Origin of the sequence: Agromyces archimandritae (assembly GCF_018024495.1) — a bacterium.
GTDB classification, from domain to species: Bacteria; Actinomycetota; Actinomycetes; order Actinomycetales; family Microbacteriaceae; genus Agromyces; species Agromyces archimandritae.
Genome location: NZ_CP071696.1, coordinates 2,747,922 through 2,774,232, shown reverse-complemented (window position 1 = coordinate 2,774,232; position 26,311 = coordinate 2,747,922). Strand labels below are relative to the sequence as shown.

General features: G+C 71.1%; 28 protein-coding genes and 1 tRNA gene. 13 read left to right on the top strand and 16 right to left on the bottom strand.

The window, feature by feature from the left end; genetic code table 11:
- Nucleotides 1–52 precede the first annotated feature (52 nt).
- Nucleotides 53–1,513, top strand: a complete 1,461-nt coding sequence (gene gndA / locus G127AT_RS12715; RefSeq protein ID WP_425305860.1) for an NADP-dependent phosphogluconate dehydrogenase — start codon at nt 53–55, stop codon at nt 1,511–1,513.
- Nucleotides 1,465–1,866: a hypothetical protein gene (locus G127AT_RS12710; protein WP_210897450.1), complete on the top strand. Its 402-nt coding sequence runs from the start codon at nt 1,465–1,467 to the stop codon at nt 1,864–1,866. Before gndA ends, G127AT_RS12710 begins: the two co-directional genes overlap by 49 nt.
- 51 nt (nt 1,867–1,917) lie before the next feature.
- Here the strand turns inward: G127AT_RS12710 and G127AT_RS12705 are convergent, their stop codons facing one another.
- The 6 genes from G127AT_RS12705 to G127AT_RS12680 form a co-directional block, all read right to left on the bottom strand.
- Entirely contained in the window at nt 1,918–2,544 is a 627-nt protein-coding gene (locus G127AT_RS12705) for an ArsR/SmtB family transcription factor (protein ID WP_210897448.1), read from the bottom strand.
- Nucleotides 2,541–3,767, bottom strand: coding sequence for an MFS transporter (locus G127AT_RS12700; protein ID WP_210897446.1), 1,227 nt, complete (start codon nt 3,765–3,767; stop codon nt 2,541–2,543). The genes G127AT_RS12705 and G127AT_RS12700 overlap by 4 nt, the downstream gene beginning before the upstream one ends.
- Nucleotides 3,768–3,831: 64 nt before the next feature.
- Nucleotides 3,832–5,538 carry a long-chain-fatty-acid--CoA ligase gene (locus G127AT_RS12695; protein WP_210897445.1) on the bottom strand — a complete coding sequence of 569 codons (1,707 nt, stop codon included), beginning with the start codon at nt 5,536–5,538 and terminating at the stop codon, nt 3,832–3,834.
- Nucleotides 5,538–6,515: a ribose-phosphate diphosphokinase gene (locus G127AT_RS12690; protein WP_210897443.1), complete on the bottom strand. Its 978-nt coding sequence runs from the start codon at nt 6,513–6,515 to the stop codon at nt 5,538–5,540. The genes G127AT_RS12695 and G127AT_RS12690 overlap by 1 nt, the downstream gene beginning before the upstream one ends.
- Before the next feature lie 32 nt (nt 6,516–6,547).
- Nucleotides 6,548–7,996, bottom strand: coding sequence for a bifunctional UDP-N-acetylglucosamine diphosphorylase/glucosamine-1-phosphate N-acetyltransferase GlmU (glmU, locus tag G127AT_RS12685; RefSeq protein WP_210897441.1), 1,449 nt, complete (start codon nt 7,994–7,996; stop codon nt 6,548–6,550).
- A gap of 1 nt (nt 7,997) precedes the next feature.
- Nucleotides 7,998–8,069: transfer RNA gene (locus tag G127AT_RS12680), tRNA-Gln, on the bottom strand.
- A 383-nt stretch (nt 8,070–8,452) separates the two neighbouring features.
- Between G127AT_RS12680 and G127AT_RS12675 the strand changes: the two genes are divergently transcribed.
- Both G127AT_RS12675 and G127AT_RS12670 read left to right on the top strand, forming a co-directional pair.
- On the top strand, nt 8,453–8,944 hold the full coding sequence (locus G127AT_RS12675) for a MarR family winged helix-turn-helix transcriptional regulator (protein WP_210897439.1): 492 nt from the start codon (nt 8,453–8,455) through the stop codon (nt 8,942–8,944).
- A gap of 81 nt (nt 8,945–9,025) precedes the next feature.
- Nucleotides 9,026–10,396 carry an HNH endonuclease signature motif containing protein gene (locus tag G127AT_RS12670; RefSeq protein ID WP_210897437.1) on the top strand — a complete coding sequence of 457 codons (1,371 nt, stop codon included), beginning with the start codon at nt 9,026–9,028 and terminating at the stop codon, nt 10,394–10,396.
- A 327-nt stretch (nt 10,397–10,723) separates the two neighbouring features.
- Here G127AT_RS12670 and G127AT_RS12665 read toward each other — a convergent pair whose 3' ends face one another.
- Nucleotides 10,724–11,260 carry a hypothetical protein gene (locus G127AT_RS12665; RefSeq protein WP_210897435.1) on the bottom strand — a complete coding sequence of 179 codons (537 nt, stop codon included), beginning with the start codon at nt 11,258–11,260 and terminating at the stop codon, nt 10,724–10,726.
- 328 nt (nt 11,261–11,588) lie between these two features.
- Here G127AT_RS12665 and ectA point away from each other — a divergent pair, with 328 nt between their 5' ends.
- From ectA to G127AT_RS12650, 3 genes are read left to right on the top strand one after another with little or no spacing between them, the layout of a single operon-like run.
- On the top strand, nt 11,589–12,176 hold the full coding sequence (ectA, locus tag G127AT_RS12660; RefSeq protein ID WP_210897433.1) for a diaminobutyrate acetyltransferase: 588 nt from the start codon (nt 11,589–11,591) through the stop codon (nt 12,174–12,176).
- Nucleotides 12,177–12,214: 38 nt separating this feature from the next.
- Entirely contained in the window at nt 12,215–13,549 is a 1,335-nt protein-coding gene (ectB, locus tag G127AT_RS12655) for a diaminobutyrate--2-oxoglutarate transaminase (RefSeq protein WP_210897431.1), read from the top strand.
- Nucleotides 13,546–13,950 (top strand): ectoine synthase, encoded by a 405-nt coding sequence (locus G127AT_RS12650; RefSeq protein ID WP_210897429.1) that lies wholly within the window; start codon nt 13,546–13,548, stop codon nt 13,948–13,950. Before ectB ends, G127AT_RS12650 begins: the two co-directional genes overlap by 4 nt.
- Before the next feature lie 154 nt (nt 13,951–14,104).
- On the opposite strand, the gene G127AT_RS12645 is transcribed toward G127AT_RS12650, so the two are convergent.
- The 8 genes from G127AT_RS12645 to G127AT_RS12610 all read right to left on the bottom strand — a co-directional run bounded on the left by G127AT_RS12645 (nt 14,105) and on the right by G127AT_RS12610 (nt 23,408).
- Complete coding sequence (locus G127AT_RS12645) at nt 14,105–15,391, bottom strand: hypothetical protein (protein WP_244857567.1); 1,287 nt, start codon at nt 15,389–15,391, stop codon at nt 14,105–14,107.
- Between the two features lie 150 nt (nt 15,392–15,541).
- Entirely contained in the window at nt 15,542–16,897 is a 1,356-nt protein-coding gene (locus tag G127AT_RS12640; RefSeq protein WP_210897427.1) for a GntP family permease, read from the bottom strand.
- 59 nt (nt 16,898–16,956) lie between these two features.
- Entirely contained in the window at nt 16,957–18,117 is a 1,161-nt protein-coding gene (locus tag G127AT_RS12635) for a glycerate kinase (protein ID WP_210897425.1), read from the bottom strand.
- 159 nt (nt 18,118–18,276) lie between these two features.
- Nucleotides 18,277–19,470: a CdaR family transcriptional regulator gene (locus G127AT_RS12630; protein ID WP_210897423.1), complete on the bottom strand. Its 1,194-nt coding sequence runs from the start codon at nt 19,468–19,470 to the stop codon at nt 18,277–18,279.
- 69 nt (nt 19,471–19,539) lie between these two features.
- Nucleotides 19,540–21,366, bottom strand: coding sequence for an ABC-F family ATP-binding cassette domain-containing protein (locus G127AT_RS12625; protein ID WP_210897421.1), 1,827 nt, complete (start codon nt 21,364–21,366; stop codon nt 19,540–19,542).
- 183 nt (nt 21,367–21,549) lie between these two features.
- Nucleotides 21,550–22,185, bottom strand: coding sequence for an FMN-dependent NADH-azoreductase (locus G127AT_RS12620; protein WP_210897419.1), 636 nt, complete (start codon nt 22,183–22,185; stop codon nt 21,550–21,552).
- Nucleotides 22,186–22,212: 27 nt separating this feature from the next.
- Complete coding sequence (locus G127AT_RS12615; protein ID WP_210897416.1) at nt 22,213–23,139, bottom strand: 4-(cytidine 5'-diphospho)-2-C-methyl-D-erythritol kinase; 927 nt, start codon at nt 23,137–23,139, stop codon at nt 22,213–22,215.
- Nucleotides 23,136–23,408, bottom strand: a complete 273-nt coding sequence (locus G127AT_RS12610) for a helix-turn-helix domain-containing protein (RefSeq protein ID WP_210897414.1) — start codon at nt 23,406–23,408, stop codon at nt 23,136–23,138. Before G127AT_RS12610 ends, G127AT_RS12615 begins: the two co-directional genes overlap by 4 nt.
- A 137-nt stretch (nt 23,409–23,545) precedes the next feature.
- Between G127AT_RS12610 and G127AT_RS12605 the strand changes: the two genes are divergently transcribed.
- From G127AT_RS12605 to G127AT_RS12590, 4 genes are read left to right on the top strand one after another with little or no spacing between them, the layout of a single operon-like run.
- Complete coding sequence (locus G127AT_RS12605; RefSeq protein WP_210897412.1) at nt 23,546–23,740, top strand: helix-turn-helix domain-containing protein; 195 nt, start codon at nt 23,546–23,548, stop codon at nt 23,738–23,740.
- Nucleotides 23,737–24,495, top strand: coding sequence for a hypothetical protein (locus G127AT_RS12600; protein WP_210897410.1), 759 nt, complete (start codon nt 23,737–23,739; stop codon nt 24,493–24,495). Before G127AT_RS12605 ends, G127AT_RS12600 begins: the two co-directional genes overlap by 4 nt.
- A gap of 8 nt (nt 24,496–24,503) precedes the next feature.
- Entirely contained in the window at nt 24,504–24,650 is a 147-nt protein-coding gene (locus G127AT_RS12595) for a hypothetical protein (RefSeq protein WP_210897408.1), read from the top strand.
- Complete coding sequence (locus tag G127AT_RS12590) at nt 24,647–24,913, top strand: hypothetical protein (RefSeq protein WP_210897406.1); 267 nt, start codon at nt 24,647–24,649, stop codon at nt 24,911–24,913. Before G127AT_RS12595 ends, G127AT_RS12590 begins: the two co-directional genes overlap by 4 nt.
- 197 nt (nt 24,914–25,110) lie before the next feature.
- Here G127AT_RS12590 and G127AT_RS12585 read toward each other — a convergent pair whose 3' ends face one another.
- Nucleotides 25,111–25,605, bottom strand: coding sequence for a helix-turn-helix domain-containing protein (locus tag G127AT_RS12585; protein ID WP_210897403.1), 495 nt, complete (start codon nt 25,603–25,605; stop codon nt 25,111–25,113).
- Between the two features lie 159 nt (nt 25,606–25,764).
- Here G127AT_RS12585 and G127AT_RS12580 point away from each other — a divergent pair, with 159 nt between their 5' ends.
- Nucleotides 25,765–26,040, top strand: a complete 276-nt coding sequence (locus G127AT_RS12580; RefSeq protein ID WP_210897401.1) for a hypothetical protein — start codon at nt 25,765–25,767, stop codon at nt 26,038–26,040.
- Entirely contained in the window at nt 26,037–26,291 is a 255-nt protein-coding gene (locus G127AT_RS12575; RefSeq protein ID WP_210897399.1) for an HNH endonuclease, read from the top strand. The genes G127AT_RS12580 and G127AT_RS12575 overlap by 4 nt, the downstream gene beginning before the upstream one ends.
- Nucleotides 26,292–26,311: the final 20 nt, after the last annotated feature.

Below are 26,311 nucleotides of genomic sequence, written 5' to 3'. Positions count from 1 at the left end.
CGGTCGCAGTACGCTGGAGCCGAACCCGCTTCCACTACCGAGGAGAACCTCCGTGCCTGCAACCGGAACCGCGAACATCGGGGTCGTCGGCCTCGCCGTCATGGGCTCGAACCTGGCCCGCAATCTGGCGAGCCGCGACGGCAACACCGTCGCCGTGTTCAACCGCTCCCCCGAGCGCACGCGCACCCTCGTCTCCGAGCATCCCGAAGCCGGGTTCGTCGCGAGCGAGACGTACGACGACTTCGTCGCCTCGCTCGCCAAGCCCCGCACGGCGATCATCATGGTGCAGGCCGGTCGCGGCACCGACGCGGTCATCGCCGAGCTCGCCGCCCGCTTCGAGCCGGGCGACATCATCGTCGACGGCGGCAACGCGAACTTCCACGACACCATCCGCCGCGAGGCCGAGCTGAAGCCCACCGGCATCCACTTCGTCGGCATGGGCGTCTCCGGCGGCGAGGAGGGCGCGCTGAACGGCCCCTCGATCATGCCAGGCGGCACGGCGGAGTCCTACGAGACGCTCGGCCCGATCCTGAAGACCATCGCCGCCAAGGCCCCCGAAGACGGCGAGCCGTGCGTCACGCATGTCGGCACCGACGGCGCCGGCCACTTCGTGAAGATGGTGCACAACGGCATCGAGTACGCCGACATGCAGCTCATCGCCGAGGCCTACGACCTCATCCGGCACGGCACCGGCAAGTCGCCCGCCGAGATCGCCGACATCTTCGCCGCGTGGAACACCACCGAGCTGGAGAGCTACCTCATCGAGATCACCGCCGAGGTGCTGCGCCAGGTCGACGCCGCCACCGGCGAGCCGCTCGTCGACGTCATCCTCGACCAGGCCGGCGCCAAGGGCACCGGCGCCTGGACCGTGCAGAACGCCCTCGACCTGGGCGTGCCCGTCTCCGGCATCGCCGAGGCCGTCTTCGCCCGCTCGCTGTCCTCGAAGCCCGCGCAGCGCGCGGCCGCGCAGGCTCTGCCCGGCCCGGCCGTCGCCTGGAAGGCCGACGACGCCGACGTCTTCATCGACGAGGTTCGCAGGGCCCTCTACGCGTCGAAGATCATCGCCTACTCGCAGGGCTTCGACGAGATCATCGCCGGGGCCGAGCAGTTCGGCTGGAACATCGACAAGGGCGAGATCGCGAAGATCTGGCGTGCCGGCTGCATCATCCGCGCCCGCTTCCTCAACCGCATCGCCGACGCCTACGCCGACGACCCCGAGCTCGTCGCCCTCGTCGTCGCCCCGTACTTCCGCGACGCCGTCGCCGAGGCCGAGGGCGCCTGGCGCAAGGTCGTCGCCACGGCCGCGCTCGCGGGCATCCCCACGCCGGCGTTCTCCTCGTCGCTCGCCTACTACGACGGCCTGCGCGCCAAGCGCCTGCCCGCCGCGCTCATCCAGGGCCAGCGCGACTTCTTCGGCGCGCACACCTACAAGCGTGTCGACAAGGACGGCGTCTTCCACACGCTGTGGTCGGGCGACCGCAGCGAGATCGAGACCGAGCCGAGCTGGCACTGAACGACGACACCCACCCCGAACTCGCCGGCTACGAACCGCACGGCGAGTCCTCGCCGTTCGCCCGCCGGAGGCGCGTGATCCGCTGGGTCGTGCTCGTGGCGCTCGTCGCCCTCGTCCTGCCCGTCGTGCTCTCGACCGTCTCGGTGTCGCATTCGACGGCGGTCGCCGTCTGCAATGTGCATGCGCGGGCGTTCGACGACGACGCCGTCGGCGTCGTGCGCTTCGAGCTCTTCGGGGCAGGAGCCCCCGGCTGGGCGTGCGACGCCCGTGAGGAGGGCGGGCGCACCGTTCCGCTCGGCAACCTCGGGCCGTTCCCGGTGATGCCGCGGATCGTGCCGGGCGTCGGCGTCTAACGGGTCGTCTCGGGGCCGGCGCGGTGGATGCCGGTGCGGCGCCGGGTCCGGCTACTCAGCCGGTGCCGTGCCGCTGATCGAATCGGGCTGCAGCACCGCGAACAGGTGCGCGCGCCTGGCGCCGTCGGGGCGGGTCTCGGGGCGGTCGGTGCGCTCCTCGAAACGTTCGAGGATCGCGAGGAGGTCCGCCTTGAGTTCGGCGAGCTCGTCGTCGGTCGCCCAGAAGTCGGCGGTCGTCATCATGGCCGCCTGCACCCGGCGCTCGTCGACGTCGGTGACGGCGAGCTGATCCTGCAGCCAGGCGCGCGCGCGGCGCGCCTCGTGATCGATCATCGCCTCGCCGAGGGCCGCCGAGGAGGCGAGCCCGTCGTGCTCGGCGAGATCGGGCTCCGTCGCCCAGAAGCTCTCGCGGATGCGCCACGGTTTCTCGCGGCCGCGCGGCTCTGCGCGTTCGATGTAGCCGTACTTCTCGAGCATGCGCAAGTGGAACGAGCAGCTCGCCGCCGACTCGCCGACGGCTTCGCCGGCCTCGGTCGCGGTGAGCTCGCCGTGGTTCCGCAGGGCCTCGAGCAGGGCGAGGCGGATCGGGTGCGCGAGCGCGCGGATGCGCGCCGGGTCGGAGATGCTCGCGGGGGCATCGCGTGCGGCATCCACCGGCGGCTCGCGCGTCTCGCTCATGCGCTCGACCCTACCCGCCGCCGCCCGGCCATGCCCGCCAGGGCGATCACCGCGAGCATGGCGACGTTCACGACGATGAGCCAGCGGTAGTCCACGGCGGCGAGCACCCCGGCGCCGAGGACCATCGCGATCGACTGCGGGGCGGCCGTCGCGATGCCGAACGCCGCCGAGACGCGCCCCTGCAGGCGCGAGGGCACGAGCCGCTGCCGGAGCGTCGTCGCCGCGACCATCATCCAGGTGACGGCGAAGCCGATGAGCACGCATCCGGCGATGAGCACGGCGACGTGCGAGCCGAGGAGGCTGAGGGCGCCGACGGCCATCAGCCAGACCGAGATCAGCAGGGTGCGGCGTTCGCCGAGCCGGCCGATGACGCGCGCCGCGGTCGCCCCGGCGAACAGGGAGCCGACGCCCTGGACGGTGACGATGACGCCGATCCACGCGGCCGGCAGGCCGAAGCCGAGTTCGAGGGCCGGGAAGACGGCGACGTTGCCGAGGCCGGTGGATGCGATGACGACCGCGAGCATGACGACCGTCGGCAGCAGGCCGGGTGTTCGGCCGATGGCCCGGAACCCGGCGCCGAGCTCGCGGAGGTAGGAGCCGCGGTCCTCGGCCGATTCCGGTTCGGACTCGACGATGCGCAGGCGGGTGAGCAGCACCCCCGAGACGAGGAAGCACAGGCCGGTGACGACGATGACGAGATGCGCGCCGAAGGCCGAGTAGAGCGCGGCGCCGGCGAGCGGGGCGACGAGGCGGGCGGCCTGGTCGATCGTGGCGAGCAGTCCGTTGCCGCCGGCGAGCTCTTCATCCGGCAGCAGGTCGCGGATGACGCCCGACTGCGCGGCGCCGGTCAGGTAGCCGATCGCGCCGTAGACGAAGCAGACGACATGGACGATCCACACCCGGTCCGCGTCGACGAAGAGCAGGGCGGCGACCACGGGCACGAGGGCGAAGTTCGCCCAGGCCAGCAGGGGTGCGCGGCGCACCCGGTCGGCGATCTGCCCGAGCACGGGCGCGAGGAAGGCGGCGAGCCCGAAGGTCACGAGCACGCCGACGGCGAGCGCGTCCGATCCGGTGAGGTCTTTCACCCAGGCGGCCATGGTGAGGAAGAGGATGCTGTCGCCGAGGTTCGTGAAGACCCAGGCCGCCGTGAGGCGGCGGAATGCGGGGCGGCGAAGGGCGGCGGGCAGGGTGCGCGCGGCGGCGGGCTTCCGAGTCGAGGTCATGACCCGACCCTAGTATTCTAAAGATTCCTTTCGCAAGGGTTCTTTCGAATGCTTCGCGTGCGGCTCAGAGCCCCTGCTCGAGGATCCGATCCCGCACCTGCCGGCGCACCACCTTGCCGATGATCGACTTCGGCAGCTCATCGACGGCGATCACCCGGCGCGGCACCTTGTACGGCGTCAGGATCTTCCGCGCCCACGCGCGCACCTCGGCCTCATCCAGGCGACGCCCGTCCTCCATCACAACCGCGGCGACGACATGCTCGCCGTCGCGCGCATCCGGGATGCCGACGACGGCGATGTCCTGGATGCCCGGGTAGCCGCGCAGCGCCGCCTCCACCTCGCTCGGCATGACGTTGAAGCCGCCCGTGATGATGAGCTCCTTGATCCGGTCGACGATCCGCACGAAGCCGTCGGCGTCCATCTCGACGATGTCACCCGTCCGGAACCACGGCGCCCCGCCTGCCGGGTCGGCGACGAAGACCGCCTCGGTCTCCTCGGCCTTGCCCCAGTACCCGCCGAACACCTGCGGTCCGCGCACGGTCAGCTCGCCCGCCTCCCCGGCGGGCCGCTCGTTCTCGGGGGCGTCGGGATCCACGATCCGCACCTCGGTCGACGGCAACGGCAGGCCGACCGTGCCGGCGCGCCGGTTCGGCGCGACCGGGTTCGCCATGAGCACCGGGGAGCATTCGCTGAGCCCGTACCCCTCGACGAGATAGCCGCCCGTCAGCTCCTCCCACGGCTCGACGACGGCCGCCGAAAGCGGCATCGCCCCCGAGATCGCGATGCGGATGCCCTGCAGCGAGACCTTCTCGGCGACGGCGCGCTTCGTGAGCCGGTCGTAGATCGGCGGCACAGCAGGCAGGAAGGTCGGCGGATGCCGCTTCACGGCCTTCAGGACGAGCGCCGGATCGGGGCTCGGGAAGAGCACCAGCCGGGCGCCCATGCTCATCGCGAAGGTGAGGCACAGCGTCAGCCCGTAGGCGTGGAACATCGGCAGCACGGCGTAGACGACGGCGCTGCCGCGCTCGATCTCGGGCACCCAGGCTCGCGCTTGCGCGGCGTTCACCCCGAGGTTCGCATGCGTGAGCATCGCGCCCTTCGGCGAGCCCGTGGTGCCGCTCGTGTACTGGATGAGTGCGACGTCGGAGGCGTCGGGCGAGATGATGTGCGGATCGATCGCGGGCGCGTCCATGAGCGCCTCCCACGTCGTCGTGCCGCGCGCGCCGTTCGTGAGGGCCGCACGCGACTCGCGCGCCGTCTTCACCGGCAGCCGGAGCGCGAAACGCATCGAACCCGGCAGCGAGCGCGTCACATCCACCGACACGATCGCCGGCACCCGGATGTCGTCGGGGAAGTCGCGGATCGTGCCGACCACCTTGTCCCAGGCGATCACGACGCGGGCGCGGTGATCCTCGAACTGGTGCCGGAGCTCGCGCGGCGTGTAGAGCGGGTTGTGCTCGACGACGATGCCGCCGAGGCGGAGGATCGCGTAGAACGCGACGACATGCTGCGGGCAGTTCGGCAGCACGATCGCGACCGGGTCGCCCTTCTGCACCCCGAGGCGCCGCAGCCCCTCGGCCACATGCGCGATCTGCTCGCCGAGTTCGGCGTACGTCGTCTCGCGGCCGAAGAACTCGAGCGCCACATGATCCGGGTACTCGTCGACCGAGGCCTCGATGATGCCGAAGAGCGACTCGCGCGGCGCCTCGACATCCGAGGGCACGCCCTCGGCATAGCTGTCGAGCCAGGGCCGGGGCGTGTGGATGTCCATCAGGCCGCGCCGTCGAACATGCTCGTGACCGAGCCGTCTTCGAAGACCTCGCGGATCGCGCGGGCCAGGAGCGGGGCGATCGGCAGGATCGTGAGGCGATCCCAGCGCTTGTCCTCCGGCACCGGCAGGGTGTCGGTGACGACGACCCGGTCGATGAAGTCGGACTGCAGGATCTCCACCGCCGGGTCGGAGAACACGGCGTGGGTGGCGGCGACGACGACACCGGTCGCGCCGTTCGCCTTCAGCGCCTCGGCCGCCTTGACGATCGTGCGACCCGTGTCGATGAGGTCGTCGACGAGGAGGCAGACGCGGCCCTTCACGTCGCCGACGATCTCGTGCACCGAGACCTGGTTCGGCACGAACGGGTCGCGGCGCTTGTGGATGATCGCGAGCGGCGCCCCGAGCTTGTCGGACCACTGGTCGGCGACGCGCACCCGGCCCATGTCGGGCGAGACGACCGTGAGGCTCGCCGGGTCGAGGGTCGACTTGAACTCGTTCAGCAGCACCGGCATGGCGAACAGGTGGTCGAGGGGCCCGTCGAAGAAGCCCTGGATCTGCGCGGCGTGCAGATCCACCGACATGATGCGGTCGGCCCCGGCGGTCTTGTAGAGGTCGGCGACGAGCCGGGCCGAGATCGGCTCGCGGCCGCGGCCCTTCTTGTCCTGCCTGGCATACGGGTAGAACGGCGAGACCACCGTGATGCGCTTGGCCGAGGCCCGCTTGAGGGCGTCGACCATGATGAGCTGCTCCATGAGCCACTCGTTGATGGGCGCCGGGTGCGACTGAATGACGAACGCGTCCGCGCCGCGCACGCTCTCGTCGTAGCGCGCGTACAGCTCGCCGTTGGCGAAGGTGCGGGCGTCGGTGGGAACGAGCTCCGAACCGAGTTCCGCGGCGATCTGCTCGGCGAGCGCGGGATGCGCGCGCCCCGAAACGAGCACGAGCCGCTTCGAACCGGTGGTCTCGATACCTGACATGTGTTGGGTCCTCTCCTCCGGCCGCAGCCAGTTCACTCGCCCGACGACTCCCCCTGCGCCCCGCCGGCGGCGTCGGCGGCCGCGGCGGACGCGGTACCGGCACGATGCTGCTGGACCCAGCCTTCGATGTTGCGTTGCGGTGCGACGCTCAGGGCGAGCGCACCGGGCTGCACATCCTTTCGGATGACCGCCCCTGCGCCCGTCTTCGCACCGTCTCCGATTCTAACCGGCGCCACGAAGACGTTGTGGGAACCCGTGTGCACGCGGGCCCCGATCTCGGTGCGGTGTTTGGCGACATCGTCATAGTTGGCCGTGATCGCCCCGGCTCCGAGGTTCGTCGCCTCGCCGACGTTCGCGTCGCCGATGTAGGAGAGGTGCGGCACCTTCGCCCCGCGGTGGATGTGCGCGTTCTTCGTCTCGACGAAGGTCCCGATCTTGCCGTCCGCGTCGAGCACGGTGCCCGGGCGGAGGTAGGCGAAGGGGCCGACGTTCGCGTTCGCGCCGATGACGGCGAGGGTCGCGTCGGCGCGCTTGACGACGGCGCCCGGGCCGACCTCGGTGTCGAGAAGGGTCGTGTCGGGGCCGACCACGGCGCCGGAGGCGATGGTCGTCGCCCCGCGCAGCTGGGTGTTCGGCAGGATCGTCGCGTCGGCCTCGATGGTGACGCGGAGGTCGATCCAGGTCGTCGCCGGGTCCTGCACGGTGACGCCGTTCAGCTGCCAGCCGCGCACGATCATCGCGTTCAGCTTGGCGGCCGTCTCGGCCAGCTGGGCGCGGTCGTTGACGCCGGCGACCATCCACGGTTCCGCGGCCGGGACCGCCTCGACCTCGCTGCCGGCGCCGCGGAGGAGGCCGATGACGTCGGTGAGGTACTTCTCGCCCTGCGCGTTGTCGGTCGTGAGGTTCGCGAGCTGGTCGCGGAGGGCCGCGGCGCCGAAGGCGTAGACGCCCGCATTGACCTCGTCGATGGCGCGTTCGGCTTCGCTCGCGTCCTTCTGCTCGACGATGCGGTCGAATCGGCCGGAAGCGTCGCGGACGATCCGCCCGTAGCCACTCGGATCGTCGAAGCGGGCGGAGAGGACGCTCGCAGCTGAGCCGGACTCGCGATGGCGGGCGAGGAAGGCCCGGAGCGTGTCGGCGTCGAGCAGCGGCACGTCGCCGTTGACGACGAGGACCTCGCCCTCGAAGCCTGCCGGCAGGGCGGCGACGGCCTGCTCGACGGCGCGACCGGTGCCGGGCACCTCGTCCTGGTCGACGATGACGGCCTCGGGAAGTTCGCCGCGGATCGCCTCGGCGACGAGGTCGCGCTCATGCCGGACGACTGCGAGCACGTTCGCCGATTCGAGCGCGCGCGCCGTCGCGAGCGCGTGCGCGACGAGCGGCACCCCGGCGAGCGGGTGCAGCACCTTCGGCGTCGCGGATTTCATGCGGGTGCCCTGGCCGGCGGCGAGGACGATGATCGCGAGATTCTGATCGGTCATGCTCCGCCACCAGGATTCGAACCTGGTCCTCACAGCTCCAAAGGCTGTCGTGCTGCCGTTACACCATGGCGGACCGCGCGGACGCGGCGGCGGGGCCGTCTTCGCGCGCCCCCAAGTCTGCCAGACGGGCGACGGGTGCCGCGGCGCCTGCGCGTGCCGCAGCGGCGGATGCCGCGTCGCGCCCGAGCTGCGACGGTGGATGCAGAGACGCCTGCGCGGCGGGAACGCCGGGCACCGAGGCGCCTGCGCTGCGGCGCGGCGGGAACGCAGATGCGCCCGCGCGGCGGGAATGCCGGGCGCCGAGGCGCCTGCACTGCGGGAACACCGGGGGCCGAGGCGCCTGCGCTGCGGCGCGGCGGGAACACCGGGCGCCGACGCGCCTGCGCTGCGGCGCGGCGGGAACGCAGATGCGCCTGCGCGGCGGGAACGCCGGGCGCGCCCTGCCAGAATGAACGCATGGCGGACACCGACGAGGTCGACCGGATCGTCGACGACTGGGAGCGCGAGCGCCCCGACCTGGACTTCGCGCCCTTGCAGGTGTTCTCACGTGTGGACCGCCTGACGAAGCACCTCGATCGTGCCCGCCGCGAGGCTTTCTCAAGATCCGAGCTCGAGTCGTGGGAGTTCGACGTGCTCGCGGCCCTCCGCCGCGCGGGCTCCCCGTATCGCCTTTCGCCGAAGCAGCTGCTGCAGCAGACGCTGGTCTCCAGCAGCACCATGACGAACCGCATCGACCGTCTGGTCGAGCGCGGTCTCGTCTCCCGTCATACGGATCCGCGCGACGGTCGCGGGATCCTCGTCGAGATGAGCGGCGCCGGCCTCACGCGGGTGGATGCCGCGATCACCCGTCTGGTGGATGCCGAGGCTGTGCTGCTGCGCTCGCTCGGGCCGACCGAGCAGCGGCGCCTCGCCGCGCTGCTGCGCAAACTGAGCCTCGACTTCGACTGATCCGTTCATAGCTTCGAATCTAGCAGAGTTCTTCTGTGTTTTGTTCGTATTTATGTTCGAGTTTTCTGCTAAGCTCGAGCCATGACGATGACGCTCGAACGACCGGCCGTGGGGCCGTCGCAGGTGCGCATCCACCCGCTTTCCCCGGTCGCCGTCGCCCACGACAGCCTCGGCGAGCTCGTCGACGCGGCCGTCGCCGCGCGACGGAGCGAGGCGATGCTCCAGGCGGCGCGCTATGTGCTGGTGCACATCGGGGTGCAGTACGCGTTGCGCCATGCCGACGCCTTCACTCCGGCCTCGCTTCCGCCCGCGCGGCGTCTCGAGATGGCCCGCAGATCGGTCATCGCCGAGTTCGCGACGGCCTTGCGGATGTCGGAACGCACGATGGCCGCCCTCGCCGAAGAGGCGGGCGCCCTGTGCACGCGGCTTCCGCATACCCTCCACGCCCTGCAGCTCGGTGAGATCGATACCGCACACGTTCGTGTCATCGTCGGTGCGACCGTCGACCTTCCCGACGGCGACCCGTTGATCGGGAAACTCGACGACGCCCTTGCGGAACGCGCCCGGGAGACGAATCCGGCGTCGCTCCGACGCACCGCCCGCAGGCTGCGCGAGGAACTCCGCGCCGAGAGCTTCGCCGAACGTCACGCGAAGGCACTCGCAGAGCGTCGCGTCGAGCTCGAACCGTGCGGTGACGGCATGGCTTGGCTCCACCTGTACCTCGAAGCGAGCGAGGCCGCACTGGCCCACGACCGACTGAACCAGATCGCGGCCGCTGTTTCCCGAGATCCCGGACCGGAGGAGCGCACCCCCGAACAGCTGCGCGCCGACGTCGCCCGCGATCTCCTCATCGAGGCGGTACCACCCGAAGGATCTCCGCACCGCGGCGCAGCCTCATCCGTGCGTCCGACGGTGCATGTCACGGTCCCGGTGCTCACCCTGATCGGCGGGTCGGACTCCCCCGCGCTCATCGACGGTTGCGGCCCGATCGCCGCAGAGACGGCGCGCGAGCTCGCTGCCCGAGCCCCGTCCTTCACCCGCCTGCTCACGCATCCGGTCAGCGGGGCCGTCCTCGACGTCGACCGGACGGTCTATCGGCCGCCCGCCGATCTCTCGAAGTGGTTGCGTGTCAGAGACGAGACGTGCAGATTCCCGGGTTGCAATCGTCGCGCGTCGGGGTGCGAACTCGACCACACCGAAGGCTTCGCCGCGGGCGGGAAGACGTCGTTCGACAATCTCGGGCACCTCTGCTCGAAGCATCACCATGTGAAGCACGAGAGCACGTGGCAGGTCCGCCACCGCGAAGGCGGGATCTTCGACTGGATCTCGCCCACCGGACGACGACACCGAACCCTCCCGCCCGGCGCGACGGCCGCCCCAGCCGGCGCTCCTCCCGGGCTGATGGCGGAACGCGAGTTCCGGAGCCTGCCGCCGGACGAACCCCCGTGGTGAAACGGCCTTCGAACCCATCCCCGGCGCAGCCCGATGATCGATGCGATCCGCGCGCGCCCACCCCAGCGAACGCGCCAGCCCTTCGCGCGCCCAAGCCCGGCGATCCATGCAGCCCGGCGATCCATGCAGCCCCGCGAACGCGCAGCCCGGCGAACGATGCAGCCCTGCGCACGGCGCAGTAGGGCGACCGCGCAGCCCTGCGCACGATGCAGCCCTGCGCACGGCGCAGTAGGGCGACCGCGCAGCCCAGTGATCGACGCGACCCGATCGACGCGACCCGATCGATGCGACCCGATCGATGCGATGCGGTGCTCGCGACCGGCGCGCTCAGACGCGCTGGTCGGAGGCGATGATGCGGACGCCGTCGTCGTGGACGATGAACTGGGCCCGCACACGGACGCGGCGCGACGCGCATGCGGAGGCGAGGCTGAGCGCCCAGGCGCGATCGTCCGCCGAGATCTCGGAACTCCCGGACCGCTCCCAGGCGAAGACGACGGCTTCGGCGCCGGCGTCCTCGCGGATCTCGGAGAGTCGGTCTGCCAGAAGTTCGGCGGGGGTTCCGCCGAGGGGAGCCGACAGCGGTTCGTCCGGATCCTCCGGGTAGTCGGCCATCGGCATCGCGACGAGGAAGCGGCCGCGCTCGTCGAGGAAGAAGGTCCACCATTGCCGGCGGAGGGCCGAGCGGAGGAGCTCCGTCATCCGCTCCTCGAGCATCGCATCGCTCGCGAGAGGCGGGAGGACGAAGCCCTCGAGACCCGGTTCCGCTCCGGTGTCTTCATCGGGCACGAGGCCGGGGCTGCTTCCGGGAAGGCCGGCCTCGGCGGGGATCTGTTCGTATGCGCCGTCTTGCTGCGATTTCGTCATGAGGCGATCATCACCGGCGTGCATCCTCCCGGAAGCCGGCTCGGCGGAATCGGGGGAAACGCAGTCGCGCGCACGGCCTGTGGAGGAGAATTGCCGCCACCCGAGACCGATACCCGAGACCGCCGCCCGGCCCTCACGTCACAGTTCGGTCACAATGCTCGGAAGAACTGGACAGCCCACCGATCCCGCAAGAATTATTCGCTGAGAAATCAATTTTGATCAGGCTTTTTCACGCCCTTATCACGCAGTGCACGCCATTCCTGAGTATTCCCGGAGTGTTCGCCGCGCAGCTTGAGGGCCTCTCACGACCCGGCTAACGTCGTGCCGCATGTCATCGACTCAGATTGAGACCACCGTCCACGATGTCGAGAAGCTAAACCCGGAGATCGTCGTCCCCGACCTCGAACACGCCTCTGAGATGTGGCGCATCGCCAAGCACACCGAGGTCCTCGACCTCAACACCTCCTACGCGTACCTCGTCTACTGCCGCGACTTCGCCCGCACCAGCCGGGTCGCGCTCGACGGCGACGACGCGGTCGGTTTCGTGATGGGCCACGTCCGCCCCGAACGCCCGCACCACCTCTTCATCTGGCAGGTCGCCGTCGACGAGAGCCACCGGGGGCAGGGCTTGGCCGGGCGGATGCTCGACGAGCTCTACGCCGACGTCGCAGCCTCCAACGACATCCACTCCCTCGAAACCACCATCACCGACGACAACGAGGCCTCGCAGCGACTGTTCGGATCCTTCGCGCGTCGCTGGCAGGACGCCGCGATGACCGTCGACCCGCTCTTCGAACCCGCCCACTTCCCCGACGGGCACGGCGCCGAACGCCTCTACGAGATCGGCCCCATCACCCTGCCGGAGGGATTCGACGCCGCGAGCGAAGCACGCGAACCGATCGGAACGCGCGCATGAGCAGCGCCGACCCAGCATCCACACACCAGACTGGAACCATGACCCCTTCGCCCCACGCATCCGCCGCCCAGGACCCGGCCCTCATCGAGCTCGAGTCCGGCGTGCGCAGTTACTCCCGCTCCTGGCCCGTCGTCTTCGACCGGGCCGTCGGCAGCCGCCTCTACGACACGGCAGGCCGCGGGTACCTCGACTTCTTCGCCGGCGCCGGCGCCCTGAACTACGGCCACAACCCGTCCGAGCTGAAGCGCGCCCTCATCGAATACCTCAGCGACGACCGCGTCATGCACTCGCTCGACATGTTCACCGCCGCGCGCAACGACTTCATCAGCGAGTTCCGCACCCGCATCCTCGAGCCGCGCGGCCTCGACCACCGCCTGCTCTTCCCCGGCCCCGGCGGCACGAACGCCGTCGAAGCCGCGCTCAAGATCGCCCGCAAGGCCACCGGCCGCACGAACGTGCTCTCCTTCACGAACGCGTTCCACGGCATGACCCTCGGCGCCCTCGCCGTCACCGGCAACGCCCTGAAGCGCGGCGGCGCCGGCATCCCCCTCACCGGCGCCGTGCCCATGCCGTACGACGGATACGCCGACGGCGGCGACTTCGCCCTGCTCGAACGGCTCCTCGCCGACCCCGGCTCGGGCCTCGACGCCCCCGCCGCGGTCATCGTCGAGACACTGCAGGGCGAGGGCGGGCTGAACCCGGCACGCGTGGAATGGCTGCAGCGGCTCGCCGAGCTCTGCCGCGAGCACGGCATCGTCCTCATCGTCGACGACGTGCAGATGGGCTGCGGACGGACCGGCTCCTTCTTCAGCTTCGAAGAGGCCGGGATCGTGCCCGACATCGTGTGCCTGTCGAAGTCGATCTCGGGCTACGGGATCCCGATGGCCCTCACCCTCGTCCGGCCCGAGCTCGACGTCTTCGCGCCCGGCGAGCACAACGGCACCTTCCGCGGCGTCAGCGCCGGCTTCGCGACCGCCGCCGAGGCCATCCGCCAGTACTGGAGCGACGACACCCTCGCCGCCGACGTGCGCCGCAAGGGCGAGCGCACCGGCGTTCGCCTCGCCGCGATCGCAGAGGCCCACCCGGTCATCGCCGTCCGTGCGAAGGGCCGCGGCCTCGCCCGCGGCATCGAGATGTCCGGCGGCGAGATCGCCGACGCCGTCTGCGCCGAAGCCTTCGAGCACGGGATGCTCGTCGAGACGAGCGGCCCGCGCGGCGAGGTCGTGAAGCTGCTGCCGGCGCTCACGATCAGCGACGCCGAACTCGACGAGGGCCTCGACATCCTCGAACGCGCCGTCGCCGCCGTCGCCGGGCGCACGCTCGCGCGCGCCACGGCATCCACCGAACCCGAACGAGAGGAACAGCCCGCATGATCGTCCGCACCCTCGACGAGATCACCGACACCGACGCCGACGTCAAGTCCGAGAACTGGCGCAGCAAGCGCATCATCCTCGCGAAGGAGGGCGTGGGCTTCTCGGTGCACGAGACGACCCTCTACGCCGGCACCGAGAGCCGCTTCTGGTACGCCAACCACATCGAGGCCGTCTTCATCACCAAGGGCGAGGGCACCATCACCGACCTCGGCACCGGCGAGACCCACGAGCTCGCGCCGGGCACGATCTACCTGCTGAACGACCACGACCAGCACATCGTGCGCCCGCGCACCGAGATCACCTGCGTCTGCGTCTTCAATCCGCCCGTCACCGGCCGCGAGGTCCACGACGAGAACGGCGTCTACCCGCTCGTCGTCGAGGAGCTGCCCGAGCCGGCGTGAGCGTCTGAGCCGTGAGCGGCGCCTCGGGGTATGGATGCCCCGGGGCGCCGTTCGCGTCTGCTGATCGGCACGGTGGCGCTCGCGGCGGCAACCGGGGTTGCATGCGGCGCCTCGGGGTGTGGATGCCCCGGGGCGCCGTTCGCGTGTACCGCGGCTATCGCAGGAAGAACATCCCGATCGCCGCTCCGAAGTGCGGCAGCATCCAGAGCAGGATGAAGCCGGCGACGAGGAGGATCGGCACCCACTTGACGCCGGGCCGGAGGCGTCTCCCGCCGCGGGCGACGCCCGGTGGCGGCGCGAGCGGCGGCGCAACGGTCGCCGGTTGCGACGACGGCCCGGCTGCCGTGGCCGCGGCGGCGAGCGGATGCCCGGCGGCGCCCTGCGGGTCGGCCGGCGCCGCGGCATCCGCACCCGGTGCCGCACCGGCGCCCGGCACCGCAGCCACGCCCCGAACCGCAGGCGCCTCCGAATCCGCAGCCGCAGCGGCCGCCCCGGAGCTCCGCAGCCGCTCGTCGCGCCAGCGCTCCCAGCGCTCGATCTTCTGCGTCAGAGCCGAGACCGTCCCCGAGATCCACCGCCACATCGCCGGGTCGAGGGTCGATATCTCGCGCTGCGTGTAGAGCAGCATCCAGTCGTCGACGATCTCGACGTCCAGATCTGCGGCGTGGTCGATGAAACGCGCCATCACGTCGGGCGTGAAGAGGTAGAGCGCATCCCGCTCGTACCCGCGCGGGCAGTACAGGGCGAAATGGCGGTCGAAGTCGCCCTCGAGGCCGAGCCGTTGATCGCGGCCGAAGCCGGTCGGCAGGTTCGAGCCGAAGAAGTCGTTGCCGACCGCGTCGAGCACGATGTTCGGCAGCGGCACGCCGAGGTGGATCGCGACATAGCCCCAGCTGTGCGTGCGCTTGTTCTTGCCGGAGCCGGTCGTGTACCGGTAGTTCGCGAACTCGGTGAAACGGCCGGCGTGGGCGCTGCGGATCACATCGTGCGATCCGCGCGAGGAGCCGCGGCCGAAGATCATGCCGGGCAGCCCCGGCGCCTGCACGAACGGTACGTACGCCATGCCGTTCGCGGCGGCGAAGCGCCCGAGCCGGTATCGGCGGATGCGCCGGCGGCGCTGCTCGGCCCGCCACAGCACGGCGCCGACGGCCCCGACGCCCAGGGCGATGAGCGGGCCGAGGAGGGAGCCGAACTCCAGGCCGGCGCCGGTCGATCCGCTGCGCGCGAATGCTGTGACGAAGCCGCCGACCGCCGGCAGCACGACGAGGGCGGCGGCCGCGACGACGACGATCACGACGAGCGCGTTGCCGGATCGGGAGCGGGGCCCGGCATCCGCACCCTCGCGGATGCCGCGGGCGAGGACCGCCGCGTCGACGGGCTCGGTCAGGGGGCGCGTGTCGAGGTTCGGGAAGATCGCGGTGCGCTGCTCGGGGGCGGTCACCCGACAGACCCTACCGGGAGCACGGACGGGGCGGCACCGGAGCATCCGATGCCGCCCCGCCCGTCGGGCATATGCCGGTTACCGCATGAACAGGCTCCTGGCTCACAACATGAACAGACTCATGACGTACAGCATGAACAGGCTCGTGACCTACAGCATGAACAGGCTCATGACCCACACGACGGCGAAGGCCGAGACGCCCTGGATCGCCGTGGCCGGCGTGAGCGTGCGGTACGCAACCGGGGTGGGGATGCGGCTGAACTGCGACACGACCCAGAAGTACGAGTCGTTCGCATGCGAGACGACCATCGCGCCGGCGCCGATCGCGAGCACCGACAGTACGCCGCCGACGGGGCTGCCGAGGCCGAGGGCCGGCAGCAACGGCAGCAGCATCGCCGAGGTCGTGACCATCGCGACCGTCGAGGAGCCCTGCGCGGTCTTCAGCGCCGCCGAGATGATGAACGGCACCGCGATGCCGAGGCCGAGGGTCGCGAGGTTGTCGGAGAGGAAGGAGGTGATCGAGCTCGCCCCGAGCACGCCGCCGAAGGCCGCACCGGCCGAGGTGATCATGAGGATCGGCGCGGCGATGGTGATCGAGTCGGCGATCTGCGTGTTGAAGCGGGCGAGCTTGCCCGATCCGCGCAGCAGGAACACGGCGGAGATGAGGCCGATCGCCAGGGCGATCACGGGCGTGCCGATGAAGTTCACGACGGCCGGGAAGACGCCGTCGCCGAAGGGCAGCGAAGGCAGCTTCGCGATCGAGGAGAGGCAGATCAGGAGGATCGGGATGAGGATCGGCAGGAAGGCGACGAAGGCGTTCGGCAGCTTGCCGTAGGCGGCCTTCAGGTCCTCGTAGCTCTCCTCGACCTCGCCCTCGGGCATCGGCAGGAGCTCGACGTCGCGCTTCAGGAACACGTTCGCGTACAGCAGGCCGGCCAGCGCCGAGACGGCGGCGACGACGAGACCCAGGCCGATGAGGAGGCCGAGCTGCGAGTCGACTTCGAGGTTCGCGGCGGCCGCGAGCGGGCCGGGCGTCGGCGGCACGAGGGTGTGCGTGGCGTAGAGGCCGGTCATGAGGGCGATCGACATCGCCACGAGCGAGACCTTCGCCCGGCCGGCGATCGCCTTCTTCAGCGAGTTCAGGATCACGAAGCCCGAGTCGCAGAACACGGGGATCGACACGATGTAGCCGATGACGCTCATCGTGAGGGTCGGGAACCTCGTGCCGATGAGCTTGATGAGCGCATCGGCCATGGCGATCGCGCCTCCGGAACGTTCGAGGATCACCCCGATCATGGTGCCGAAGAGGATGACCAGGCCGATGTTGCCCATCGTCTTGCCGAAGGACTCGGTGATGGTCGGGATGATCGTGTCGACCGGCAGCCGGAACGCGAACGCTCCGATGAAGGCTGCGCCGAGGAGGGCGAGGAACGGGGAGATCTTGAGTTTCGCGGTCACGAGGATGATCCCCGCCACGAGGACGAGGAGCACGATGAGATCGAGCATTGGAGCGGCTCAGCTTTCTTCCGGGATCGTCCGTGATCCGGAGTCGGGGTGGTGGGGTGTCACAGTTCGTGGGCGAGGAGGCCGCAGGCCTGCGCGGCGGTCTCGCGGATGCGGGTGCATGCGTGCCGCACGAGTTCGTCGAGGGATTCGGGACCCGATGCGATCGAGAAGGCGGCGGTGACGCCGGCCGCGCGGCACTCGGCCGCATCGAGGGCGATGGATCCCGCGATGACGACGACGGGCACCTCGGCGGGGCGCGAACGGGCGACGAGGTCGATGACCTTGCCGTTCAGGGACTGCTCGTCGAAGCGCCCCTCCCCGGTGAGCACGAGGCTCGCATCGGCGAGGATGCCGGGCAGGCCGATCGCGTCGGAGACGAGCTCCGAGCCGGCCACCGTCGTCGCACCGAGCAGGGCGACGCAGCCGAGCGCGATGCCGCCGGCCGCGCCGAAGCCCGGCCGATCCGTGTAGGAGGCGGGATCCGCACCCGAAACATCGGCGAGCACGCCGGCCAGGTGCGCGAGCCCCGCGTCGATGCGCGCGACGTCCTCGGGCCCGGCGCCCTTCTGCGGGCCGAACACGGCCGCGGCTCCGCGGGGGCCGGTCAGCGGGAATTGCACGTCGACGGCGATGCGCCACTCGGCGGCACGGGCGCGCGCGTCGAGGCCATCGACGTCGACCCGGGCGATGCCGGCGAGGCCGGCCGCGCCGGGGGCGACCTCGTCGCCGTTCTCGTCGAGGAAGCGCACGCCGAGCGCCCTGAGCAGCCCGGTGCCGCCGTCGTTCGTGGCCGAGCCGCCGATGCACAGCAGGATCTCGCCGGCGCCGCGATCCAGGGCGTCGAGCACGAGCTCGCCCACGCCGAAGGTGTCGGCGTCGAGGGGTCGCAGCGGCACGTCGCTCACGGCGGGCAGTCCGTTTGCCTCGGCGGCCTCGATCATCGCGGTGCGGCCGTCGGCGCTCAGCCCGTACCGGGCGTCGCGGGGGCGGCCGATGGCATCGTGCACGCGGGCGTGCCGGGCATCCACAGACCAGGCGGCGAGGAGCGCGTCGAGGGTTCCCTCGCCGCCGTCGGCGAGCGGCACCGCACGGTACTCGGCGGCATCGCCGAAGACCGACCGGGCACCGGCGAGCATGGCCTCGGCGGCTTCGAAGGCGGTGCAGCTGCCCTTGAACGAGTCAGGGGCCGCGACGACGACGGCGCGATGGGAATCGGGCATGCGTTTCACCCTAAAGGTGAGCCGGGCTCGGTGACCAGGGCGGAGTGCCCCGCATTTCCGGGCTCAGGAAGCACCGGGATGTGCAGAATGCCCGGACGCCGAACGCCCGCGGTCGGCGAGTTCGCGATCGGCGACCGGACCCGGCAGGCCGACGGGCGCTCAGGAGGCGGGTGGATGCGCCGAACGCCCGCGGTCGGCGAGTTCGCGATCGGCGACGAACGCGAGGGCGAGGGTCGCGGCCTGCTCGGGCAGGTGCGCATCGAAGCCCGTTCGCCGGGCGACGCGTTCGAGGCGCTGCATGACCGTGTTGCGGTGGGTGAAGCCCGCGCGGGCCGCGGCGACGGCGCTGCCGGAGCGGAGGAACTGCTCGAGCGTGGCCCGCTCCCCCGGCCCGAGCGCCGTGAGCGGCTCGGCGAGGGCCAGGAGCATCGCCTCGGGCAGCGCCGCGGCCGCCAGGGCGAGCCGCGCCCGGGCGACGGGCAGCTCGCCGCTCTCGCTCGCAGCGGCCAGGACACCCCGCCGCGTCGTGAGGGTGACCAGATGCCCCGCCTCGCGGACGAGTTCGGCCGGCGAAGCGCACGGTTCGGTCCGCACGACGCGGGCGCCGGGGGCGAGCTCGGCGAGGATGAGCCGGATCCGGGCCTCGTCGTCGGGCTCCCCCGCCGAGGCGCACCAGAGCACCCCGCGGAGCATCGCGGCGACGACCGGGGTCGCGGTGCCCGAGCGCAAGCGGCGTGCGGCCGCGGCATCCACCGCGGGCACGGCATCCGGGGCATCCGCCCGGGGCACGGCGCTCGCGGCATCCACACCCGACGCCCCGGGCACCGCAGCCGGCGGCACGCCCGGCACGACGGCGCGCAGCACCCAGGCGACGCCCGGGCGGCGGCGCTCGAGCAGGGCGATCGCATCCTCCGGCTTCGCGCCGTAGACGAGGCGGCTGAGCAGCTCGCGGTCCTCGGCGTCGCGGCGCGACTCGCCCTCGAACTCGAACTCGCGCTCCAGCAGCAGGCCGATCGTGTGCACCAGCAGCATCGCGATGCGCCGCGCCTCCTCGGGCGGGCCGGTCACCCCGACGACGCCGATGACCTGCCCGCGGTGCACGAGCGGCAGATTCGCCCCGGCGCGTTCGCCGGTGCGCTCCCGGCCGGGCCGGACGAGGACCGCCTCGCCCGAGGCGGCGGCCTCGCGGGCGGCGGGATGCCGGGTGCCGATGCGGCTCGCATCGCGCGAGGCGACGATCGTGCCGCCGGCGTCCATGAGATTCAGGTTCGCCTCGAGCGCGGGATCGAGGGTGTCGACGATCCGCTGGGCCAGCTCGGCGCTCAGGAACACGGTGCCCGCCGGTGCCCGCACCCCGGCCCTCGTGGGTCGACACGCGGACGGGTGGACTCGATGCTCACGAACACGGCACGAGCCTCACGGTCACCCGACGAGCTCGCTGAGTTCGAGCCAGCGCTCCTCGAGCTCGGCCGTCTCCGCCTCGGCGGCCCGCAGCTCCTCGTTCAGCGACGCCAGGCCCGCATAGTCGGCCTGGTCGTGCGCGGCCATCCGCTCGTGGATGCCGGCGACGCGCTGCCCGAGCCGCTCCAGCTTGCGTTCGGCTGCGCCGATCTCCTTGCGGATCGCGTGCGCTTCGGCGCCGGAACGCGCCGGCGCGGCCGGGGCCGCACTGCCTTCGAGGGGCGAGACCGCTGCGGCGGCGCGTGCGACATCCGCACCCGCCCCCGACGTGCGCGAGGCCGCCGAGAGCCGCAGATACTCGTCCACCCCGCCCGGCAGGTGGCGCAGGCGCCCGTCGATCACCGCGAACTGCTGATCGGTGACGCGCTCGATGAAGTAACGGTCGTGGCTGACGACGAGGAGCGTACCCGGCCAGGAATCGAGGAGATCCTCGATGGCGGCGAGCATGTCGGTGTCGAGGTCGTTCGTCGGCTCGTCGAGGATGAGCACGTTGGGCTGGTCGAGCAGGATGAGCAGCAGCTGCAGGCGGCGTTTCTGCCCGCCCGAGAGGTCCTTCACCGGGGTGGAGAGCTGCTTGCTCTCGAAGCCCATGCGCTCCAGGAGCTGGCCCGGCGTGAGCTCCTGCGCCTTCGAACCGGTGCCGATCGTGTAGCTCGTGCGGAGGCGCCCGATGACCGTGCGGACCGGGTCCTGCAGGTGCTCCTCGAGCTCGTCGAGGCGCTGCGTGAGGGTTGCCACGCGCACCGTCTTGCCCCGTTTGACGCGACCGGACGACGGCTTCACGCTGCCGTCGACGAGGCCGAGCAGCGTCGACTTGCCCGCGCCGTTCACGCCGAGGACGCCGGTGCGCTCGCCCGGCGCGATGCGCCACTCGACGTCCCGCAGCACCTCGCGGCCGTCGTAGGCGACCGACACGTCCTCGAGGTCGACGACGTCCTTGCCGAGGCGGGAGACGGCGAGGGACTGCAACGAGACCCGGTCGCGGATCTCGGGCACATCGGCGATGAGCACGTTCGCCGCGTCGATGCGGAACTTCGGTTTGCTCGTGCGCGCCGGCGCGCCGCGACGCAGCCACGCGAGCTCCTTGCGGGCCAGGTTCTGCCGCTTCGCCTCGATGGATGCCGCCTGGCGATCCCGCTCGACGCGCTGCAGGATGTACGCCGCGTACCCGCCCTCGAAGGGCTCGACGATCCGGTCGTGCACCTCCCACGTCGCCGTGCACACCTCGTCCAGGAACCAGCGGTCGTGCGTGACGACGAGCAGCCCGCCCGCATTCGGCGCCCAGCGCTGCTTCAGATGCCCGGCGAGCCACGTGATCGCCTCGACGTCCAGGTGGTTCGTCGGCTCGTCGAGGGCCAGCACATCCCACTCGCCCGCGAGCAGCGCCGCGAGCGCGACGCGCCGCCGCTGCCCGCCCGAGAGGGTCGCCACCCCGGCATCCCAGGCCAGCTCGCCGAGCAGACCCCGGATGATGTCGCGCACCCGCGCATCGCCGGCCCACTCGTGCTCGGGGCGGTCGCCGACGACGGCCTCGCCGACCGTCAGGGAGCCGTCGAGCGTGTCGGCCTGGTCGAGCACGCCGATCGTCACCCCGCGACGCACGGTCACCCGGCCGGCGTCGGGTTCGCGGCGCCCGGCGAGCATGCCGAGCAGGCTCGACTTGCCGTCGCCGTTGCGGCCGACGATGCCGATGCGATCGCCCTCGTTCACGCCAAGCGAGACGGAATCGAAGACGACCTTCGTCGGGTATTCGAGGTGCAGGGCCTCGGCCCCGAGCAGATGTGCCATAGGGGTTCAAGGGTACCGGCGCGGGCTGGGCGGATGCCCGGGGTCGCGGCACTGCCGCCGCTGCCGCGCTCAGCGTGCGGCGAGGGCGCGCCCCGTCGGTCGAGTAGGCGCGCCAGCGCCGTATCGAGGCCGGCCGAGGGTCTCGATACGCGAGCCGGGCCCGCTCCTCGACCGGCGGCGCGGTCAGCGGGCGGCGAGGGCGCGCGCCCGCTCGACCGCGGCTTCGAGCTGCTCGGCGGCGGCCTCGCGCATCCCCGCCATCGCCGGGATCGTGTCGGCGAGCGTCAGCTCGGTCGCGACGACCTCGACCTGCATCCGGAACGCGGTGCCGAGCACGAGCTCGAGGGGCGGCACGGTGTGGTCCCAGCCGTCCGTCGGCCCGCCCGGCTCGTAGGATGCGCCGCACGCCGTCGCGATGATCGCCGGCCGGCCGGCGAGCGGATGCGCGGGCTCGTCGAAATCGGCGGTCACGCCGGGCACGTGCACATGGTCGATCCACGCCTTCAGGGTCGAGGGCAGCGAATAGTTGTACATCGGGGCGCCGAGGAGCAGCACGTCGGCGGCGACGAGCTCGGCGATGAGCTCGGCCTGCAGGGCCTCGGCGGCCGCCGGCGGCGCGGCGTCGGCCGGGCGCATCCGGGCCGGCCAGTGCAGCGCCGCATCGGGCAGGTGCGGGATCGGATCGGCCGCGAGATCGCGGGAGACGACCGCGAACTCGGGCCCGCGCGCCGACCAGGCGTCGGTGAAGGCCTGGGTGATCCGCCGGGTGCGGGAGGCGGTTCCGCTGATGGACGCGTCGATGCGCAAGAGCGTTGGCATACCGGCATCCTACGGATGGCGCGGTAGCTACCCCAGCACCCGCGCGCCCGGCACGGGGCCGTGCACGTGGAGGGCGGTCAGCTGCGAGGCCGAGAGCGCGACCTGGAGCTCGATCGCGGCATCCGCACCGCTCGCGAGGAACGCGACCGTCGGCCCCGAACCCGACACGATCGCGGCCAGGGCGCCGGCGCTGCGGCCGAGGTCGAGCACCGGGGCGAGGTCGGGTGCGAGGCGCAGCGTCGCATCCTGCAGGTCGTTGTGGAGGGCGGCGGCCAGGCGGCCGGCGTCGCCGGCGCGCAGGGCGTGGAGCACCTCGGCATCCACTTCGGGCGCATCGGCCGGCACGAGCTCGGGGCGCTCCTCGCGGATCGTGTCGACCTGGCGGTACACCTCGGGCGTCGAGACGCCGTAGTCGGCGAGCGCGAGCACCCAGTGGAAGGTGCCCGTCGTCAGCGCCGGGCTCAGCCGGTCGCCTCGGCCGGTGCCGATCGCGGTGCCGCCGGCGAGGGCGAAGGGCACGTCGGCGCCGAGTTCGGCGGCCAGCGCATGGAGTTCCTCGCGGCCGAGCTCCGTTCCCCAGAGGGCGTCGCAGGCGATGAGGGTGGCCGCGGCATCCGCCGACCCGCCGCCCATGCCGCCCGCGATCGGGACGTGCTTCTCGATCTCGAGGTGCACGCCCTGCGAGACGCCGGCGCGGCGGGCGAGGAGTTTCGCGGCGCGGATCGCGAGGTTCGTGCGGTCGGTCGGCAGGCCCGCGGTGTCGATCGAGCCGCTGAATTCGACCGAGAAGCCCATGCCGGGGTAGGCGTGCACGTCTTCGTAGAGCGACACGGCCTGGTAGGCGGTCGCGACGTCGTGGTAGCCGTCGGGCTGCAGGGCGCCGACGCGCATGAACAGGTTGATCTTGCCGGGAGCCCGCGCGTGGACTGCGTCGGCGGCCGCCGCGATCGTCATGCGTCAACGCTATAGCGCGACGTTCGTCCCTCCCTCAACCACTGAATATCGACGCCCGTCGCCGCCGCCCACAGGATCAGCGTCGAGCGCCTCGGAGCGGTCTTGCCCTTCTCCGCGGCTGAGATCGAGGTCACGGAAATGCCCGTGAGCTCGGAAAGGTCGGACTGCTCAAGACCGGCAGTAACCCGCGCCTTGCGCAGCCGATCGCCGATATCGAACGACGGAACCCGCCCGCCGCTCTGAGGTGCGATGGTAAGTGTCTGGCTCATGTGTCCAAAGTTAGACCAAGCGCGCTGTGGCTGTCTAGAACCGTAGTCAGCGTTTCCTCTGGTCCTTGCGTAGCTTTCATCACTTTCATCAGCATGGTGACTTGCAGTACTGCAGGTTTTCGGGCCATGCTGTGCCCATGCCCACCGCTACGTTGTCGTCTCGCGAGGTCGCGCGACGCCTGAAGACCCATCCCCGCCAGGTCGCGCGCCTCGTGGTCCGCGGCCTACTCATCCCCGCCTACCAGGCGCCCGGCCCGCGCGGCGCCTACCTGTTCGATGCCGCCGAGGTCGATCGCTTCCTCGCCGAGCACGCCGATGGTGACGCCGCGTGAGCACCGCAAACGGCGGCGAGCTGGTCCGCGATCGCCTGTGGTTCGATGACGGGTTCGCAACGATCCCGAACGCCTGGCTACGCGACGAGAAGATCACGCACCAGGCCCGCGGCCTGCTCGTTCAGATCGCCAGCCACCAGGCCGGCTTCCGGATCTCGATCATGTCGCTCGTCGCCGGCGCCCTGAACGGCCGCGACGCGATCCAGGGCATGCTGCTGGAGCTGCAGCGGGCCGGCTATCTCGTGCGCGAGACGTACCGCTCGCAGGGCCTCAAGCGCTACCGCTACCGCCTCCGCGACCCGCACTCACCTGTGGATAACTCCGGCCAGGCCTCGTTCGAGTTATCCACAGGCGAAAACAAAAACCCCAGGTCGCGCCAGTATCCGGGTTTTCAGGATACGGGAAACCCGTATACGGGTTTTCCGTTCACTGAAAACCCGGACGCTAAAGAAGACCAAGTTAAGAACACTCATCCGGGTTTCGTTTCAGACGTAACCACAGAGCAGCCTGTGGATAACTCGCCGGCGTCGGCGAACGACCAGAGCGATGCGGAGGCGCAGAGCGCCCCGCCTGCTGGCGGCTTCGCCGCGTTGGCTGCCGCTCGCCTCGCGTCCTTCGATGCCCGGTGCCCTGGTCGCCGCCTCGGCGATCACACCTACGAGCAATCCGGCTACTGCCGGGACTGCGGCCACCGCCGCCCCGACGAGGGCGACGACGCCCTCGTCGTCAACACCACGACAGGAGAAGTCGCATGATCCGCCGCATGACCTACGAGCCGCCGGCCCGGCATCGCCGGTACCGCTTCCGCGACACCGAGCTGGCACAGTGGCTGTTCATCCTCGGTCTCGCGCTGCTCGCCCTGGGCATGGCCGCTGTCGCGGCCTGGCTGATGACGGAGGCCATCCGATGAGCGAGATCCAGACGCCGGCCCGCCCCGAGTACGCTCTGCTGGCCCTCCACGATGACCTGATCGCCCTCGCCGACGAGATGTTCACCCGAGCCGCCGAGCTCCGATCCGTCTCGCCGGCATGCTCAGACGCCGCGCTGCTCGACTTCGCCGCCGCCCAGACGATCGCCGCAGCCGACCTGACCGCGACCGCACGCTGGAGCTTCGAGACGGCCCTGTCCTGGCTGGACGCCGGCCGCGCCGCCGTGAAGCGAGCCCGACCGTGAGCGGGGCCGCCGTGCTCCTCACCGAGGCCCAGCTCGCCCTCGTGTTCGCCCTCTGCCTGGCCGCCGGCATCGTCATCGGCATCGGCATCGTCTCGGCACTGGAGCTACTGAAGGCCTGGCGAGGATCCAGACCTCACGCCGAAGGGGTGCGCCCAGCTCACCGAGCTGGACGCACCCCCGGCGCGACGAGGCGTGCCCTACTCGGCGAGCCACCGGTCAAGCGTGGGCCGCGAGGTCGAGGCCGCATCGGCGATCGTAGCTTTCGGCGATCCCGCCGCGTGCGCACGGCGGGCGAGGTCGCGCAGCTCCTCCGCAGCGGCAGCCTTACGCCCCGCAGCGTCGCGCAGCTCGCCGAGGATCGCCGCCCGCTCCCGCTCGGCACCGCGACCGGACTGGGCAAGCGCAAGGTCGATGAGCGAGCGCAGCTCCTCGGCGCTCGGCTGGTCCGGGCCTTCGATGTAGCCGATCTCGTCATCATCGATATCGACGATGACGAAGCTGACGAAGCTCGCGTTGCGGTTCGGCTTCGGGTAGCGGGAGCCACACGAGGGGCGGACGAAGACCGTGACGCCGGCCCCGGCGGGCGCCGTGTAGGCCGATGCTTCGATCCACGCGAGCTTGTGGCCGGCTTCGACGTCGGCCGCGTAGTCGGCGATCAGGTTGTCAATGGTTTCGCTTCGGTAGGTTTCCATGTAGTACATGTTACATCCCGTGGCATTACATGTCAACTGATTTACGTATATGCCGTTGAGCCGGGCGGCGAGCTGTGAGCGGGCTGGCCGGGTTCGTGATCCTCGTGGCCGTGCTCGTGATCGCCTGGACCGTGCTCGCCCTCGTGGAGGACTGACCCGTTGCCCAATCTGCTCGCCACCGGCCGCCCCTCGGCCGTCATCGTGGACTCGACCGAGACCACGCACGTCGTCTACTGCTCGGCCTGCCGGGCCTCGTGGATCTACCTCGACGCCGTCCTCGCCGAGGAGCGCGCGACCTCGCACCGCCTCATCGAGCGAGAGCGTGCCCTGCCACGCTGCAGCGTGGACGGGTGCAGCGAGTACGGCGTCGCACGTGGTCTGTGCCGGCCGCACTACGACCGCCAGCGATACCAGGCCCGGAAGGCCGCCTCATGAGCCGGCAATCCAGTCGCGGCGCAGCGTGGGAGGCGCTGCGCCGCCAGGTGCTCGAGCGTGATCAGTACGTGTGCCAGTACTGCGGCGCCGAGGCGACCGAGGCCGATCACGTCATCCCGAAGGACGCCGGGGGCCGCGACGAGCTCGACAACCTCGTCGCCTCGTGCAAGCCGTGCAACGCCCGCAAGGGCAACCGGATCGGGGGCCGGATCACGTGGTTCAACCGTCGCTGGCTCGCCGGCGTCGGCTGACGCCCCCGTTTTTCTGAGCG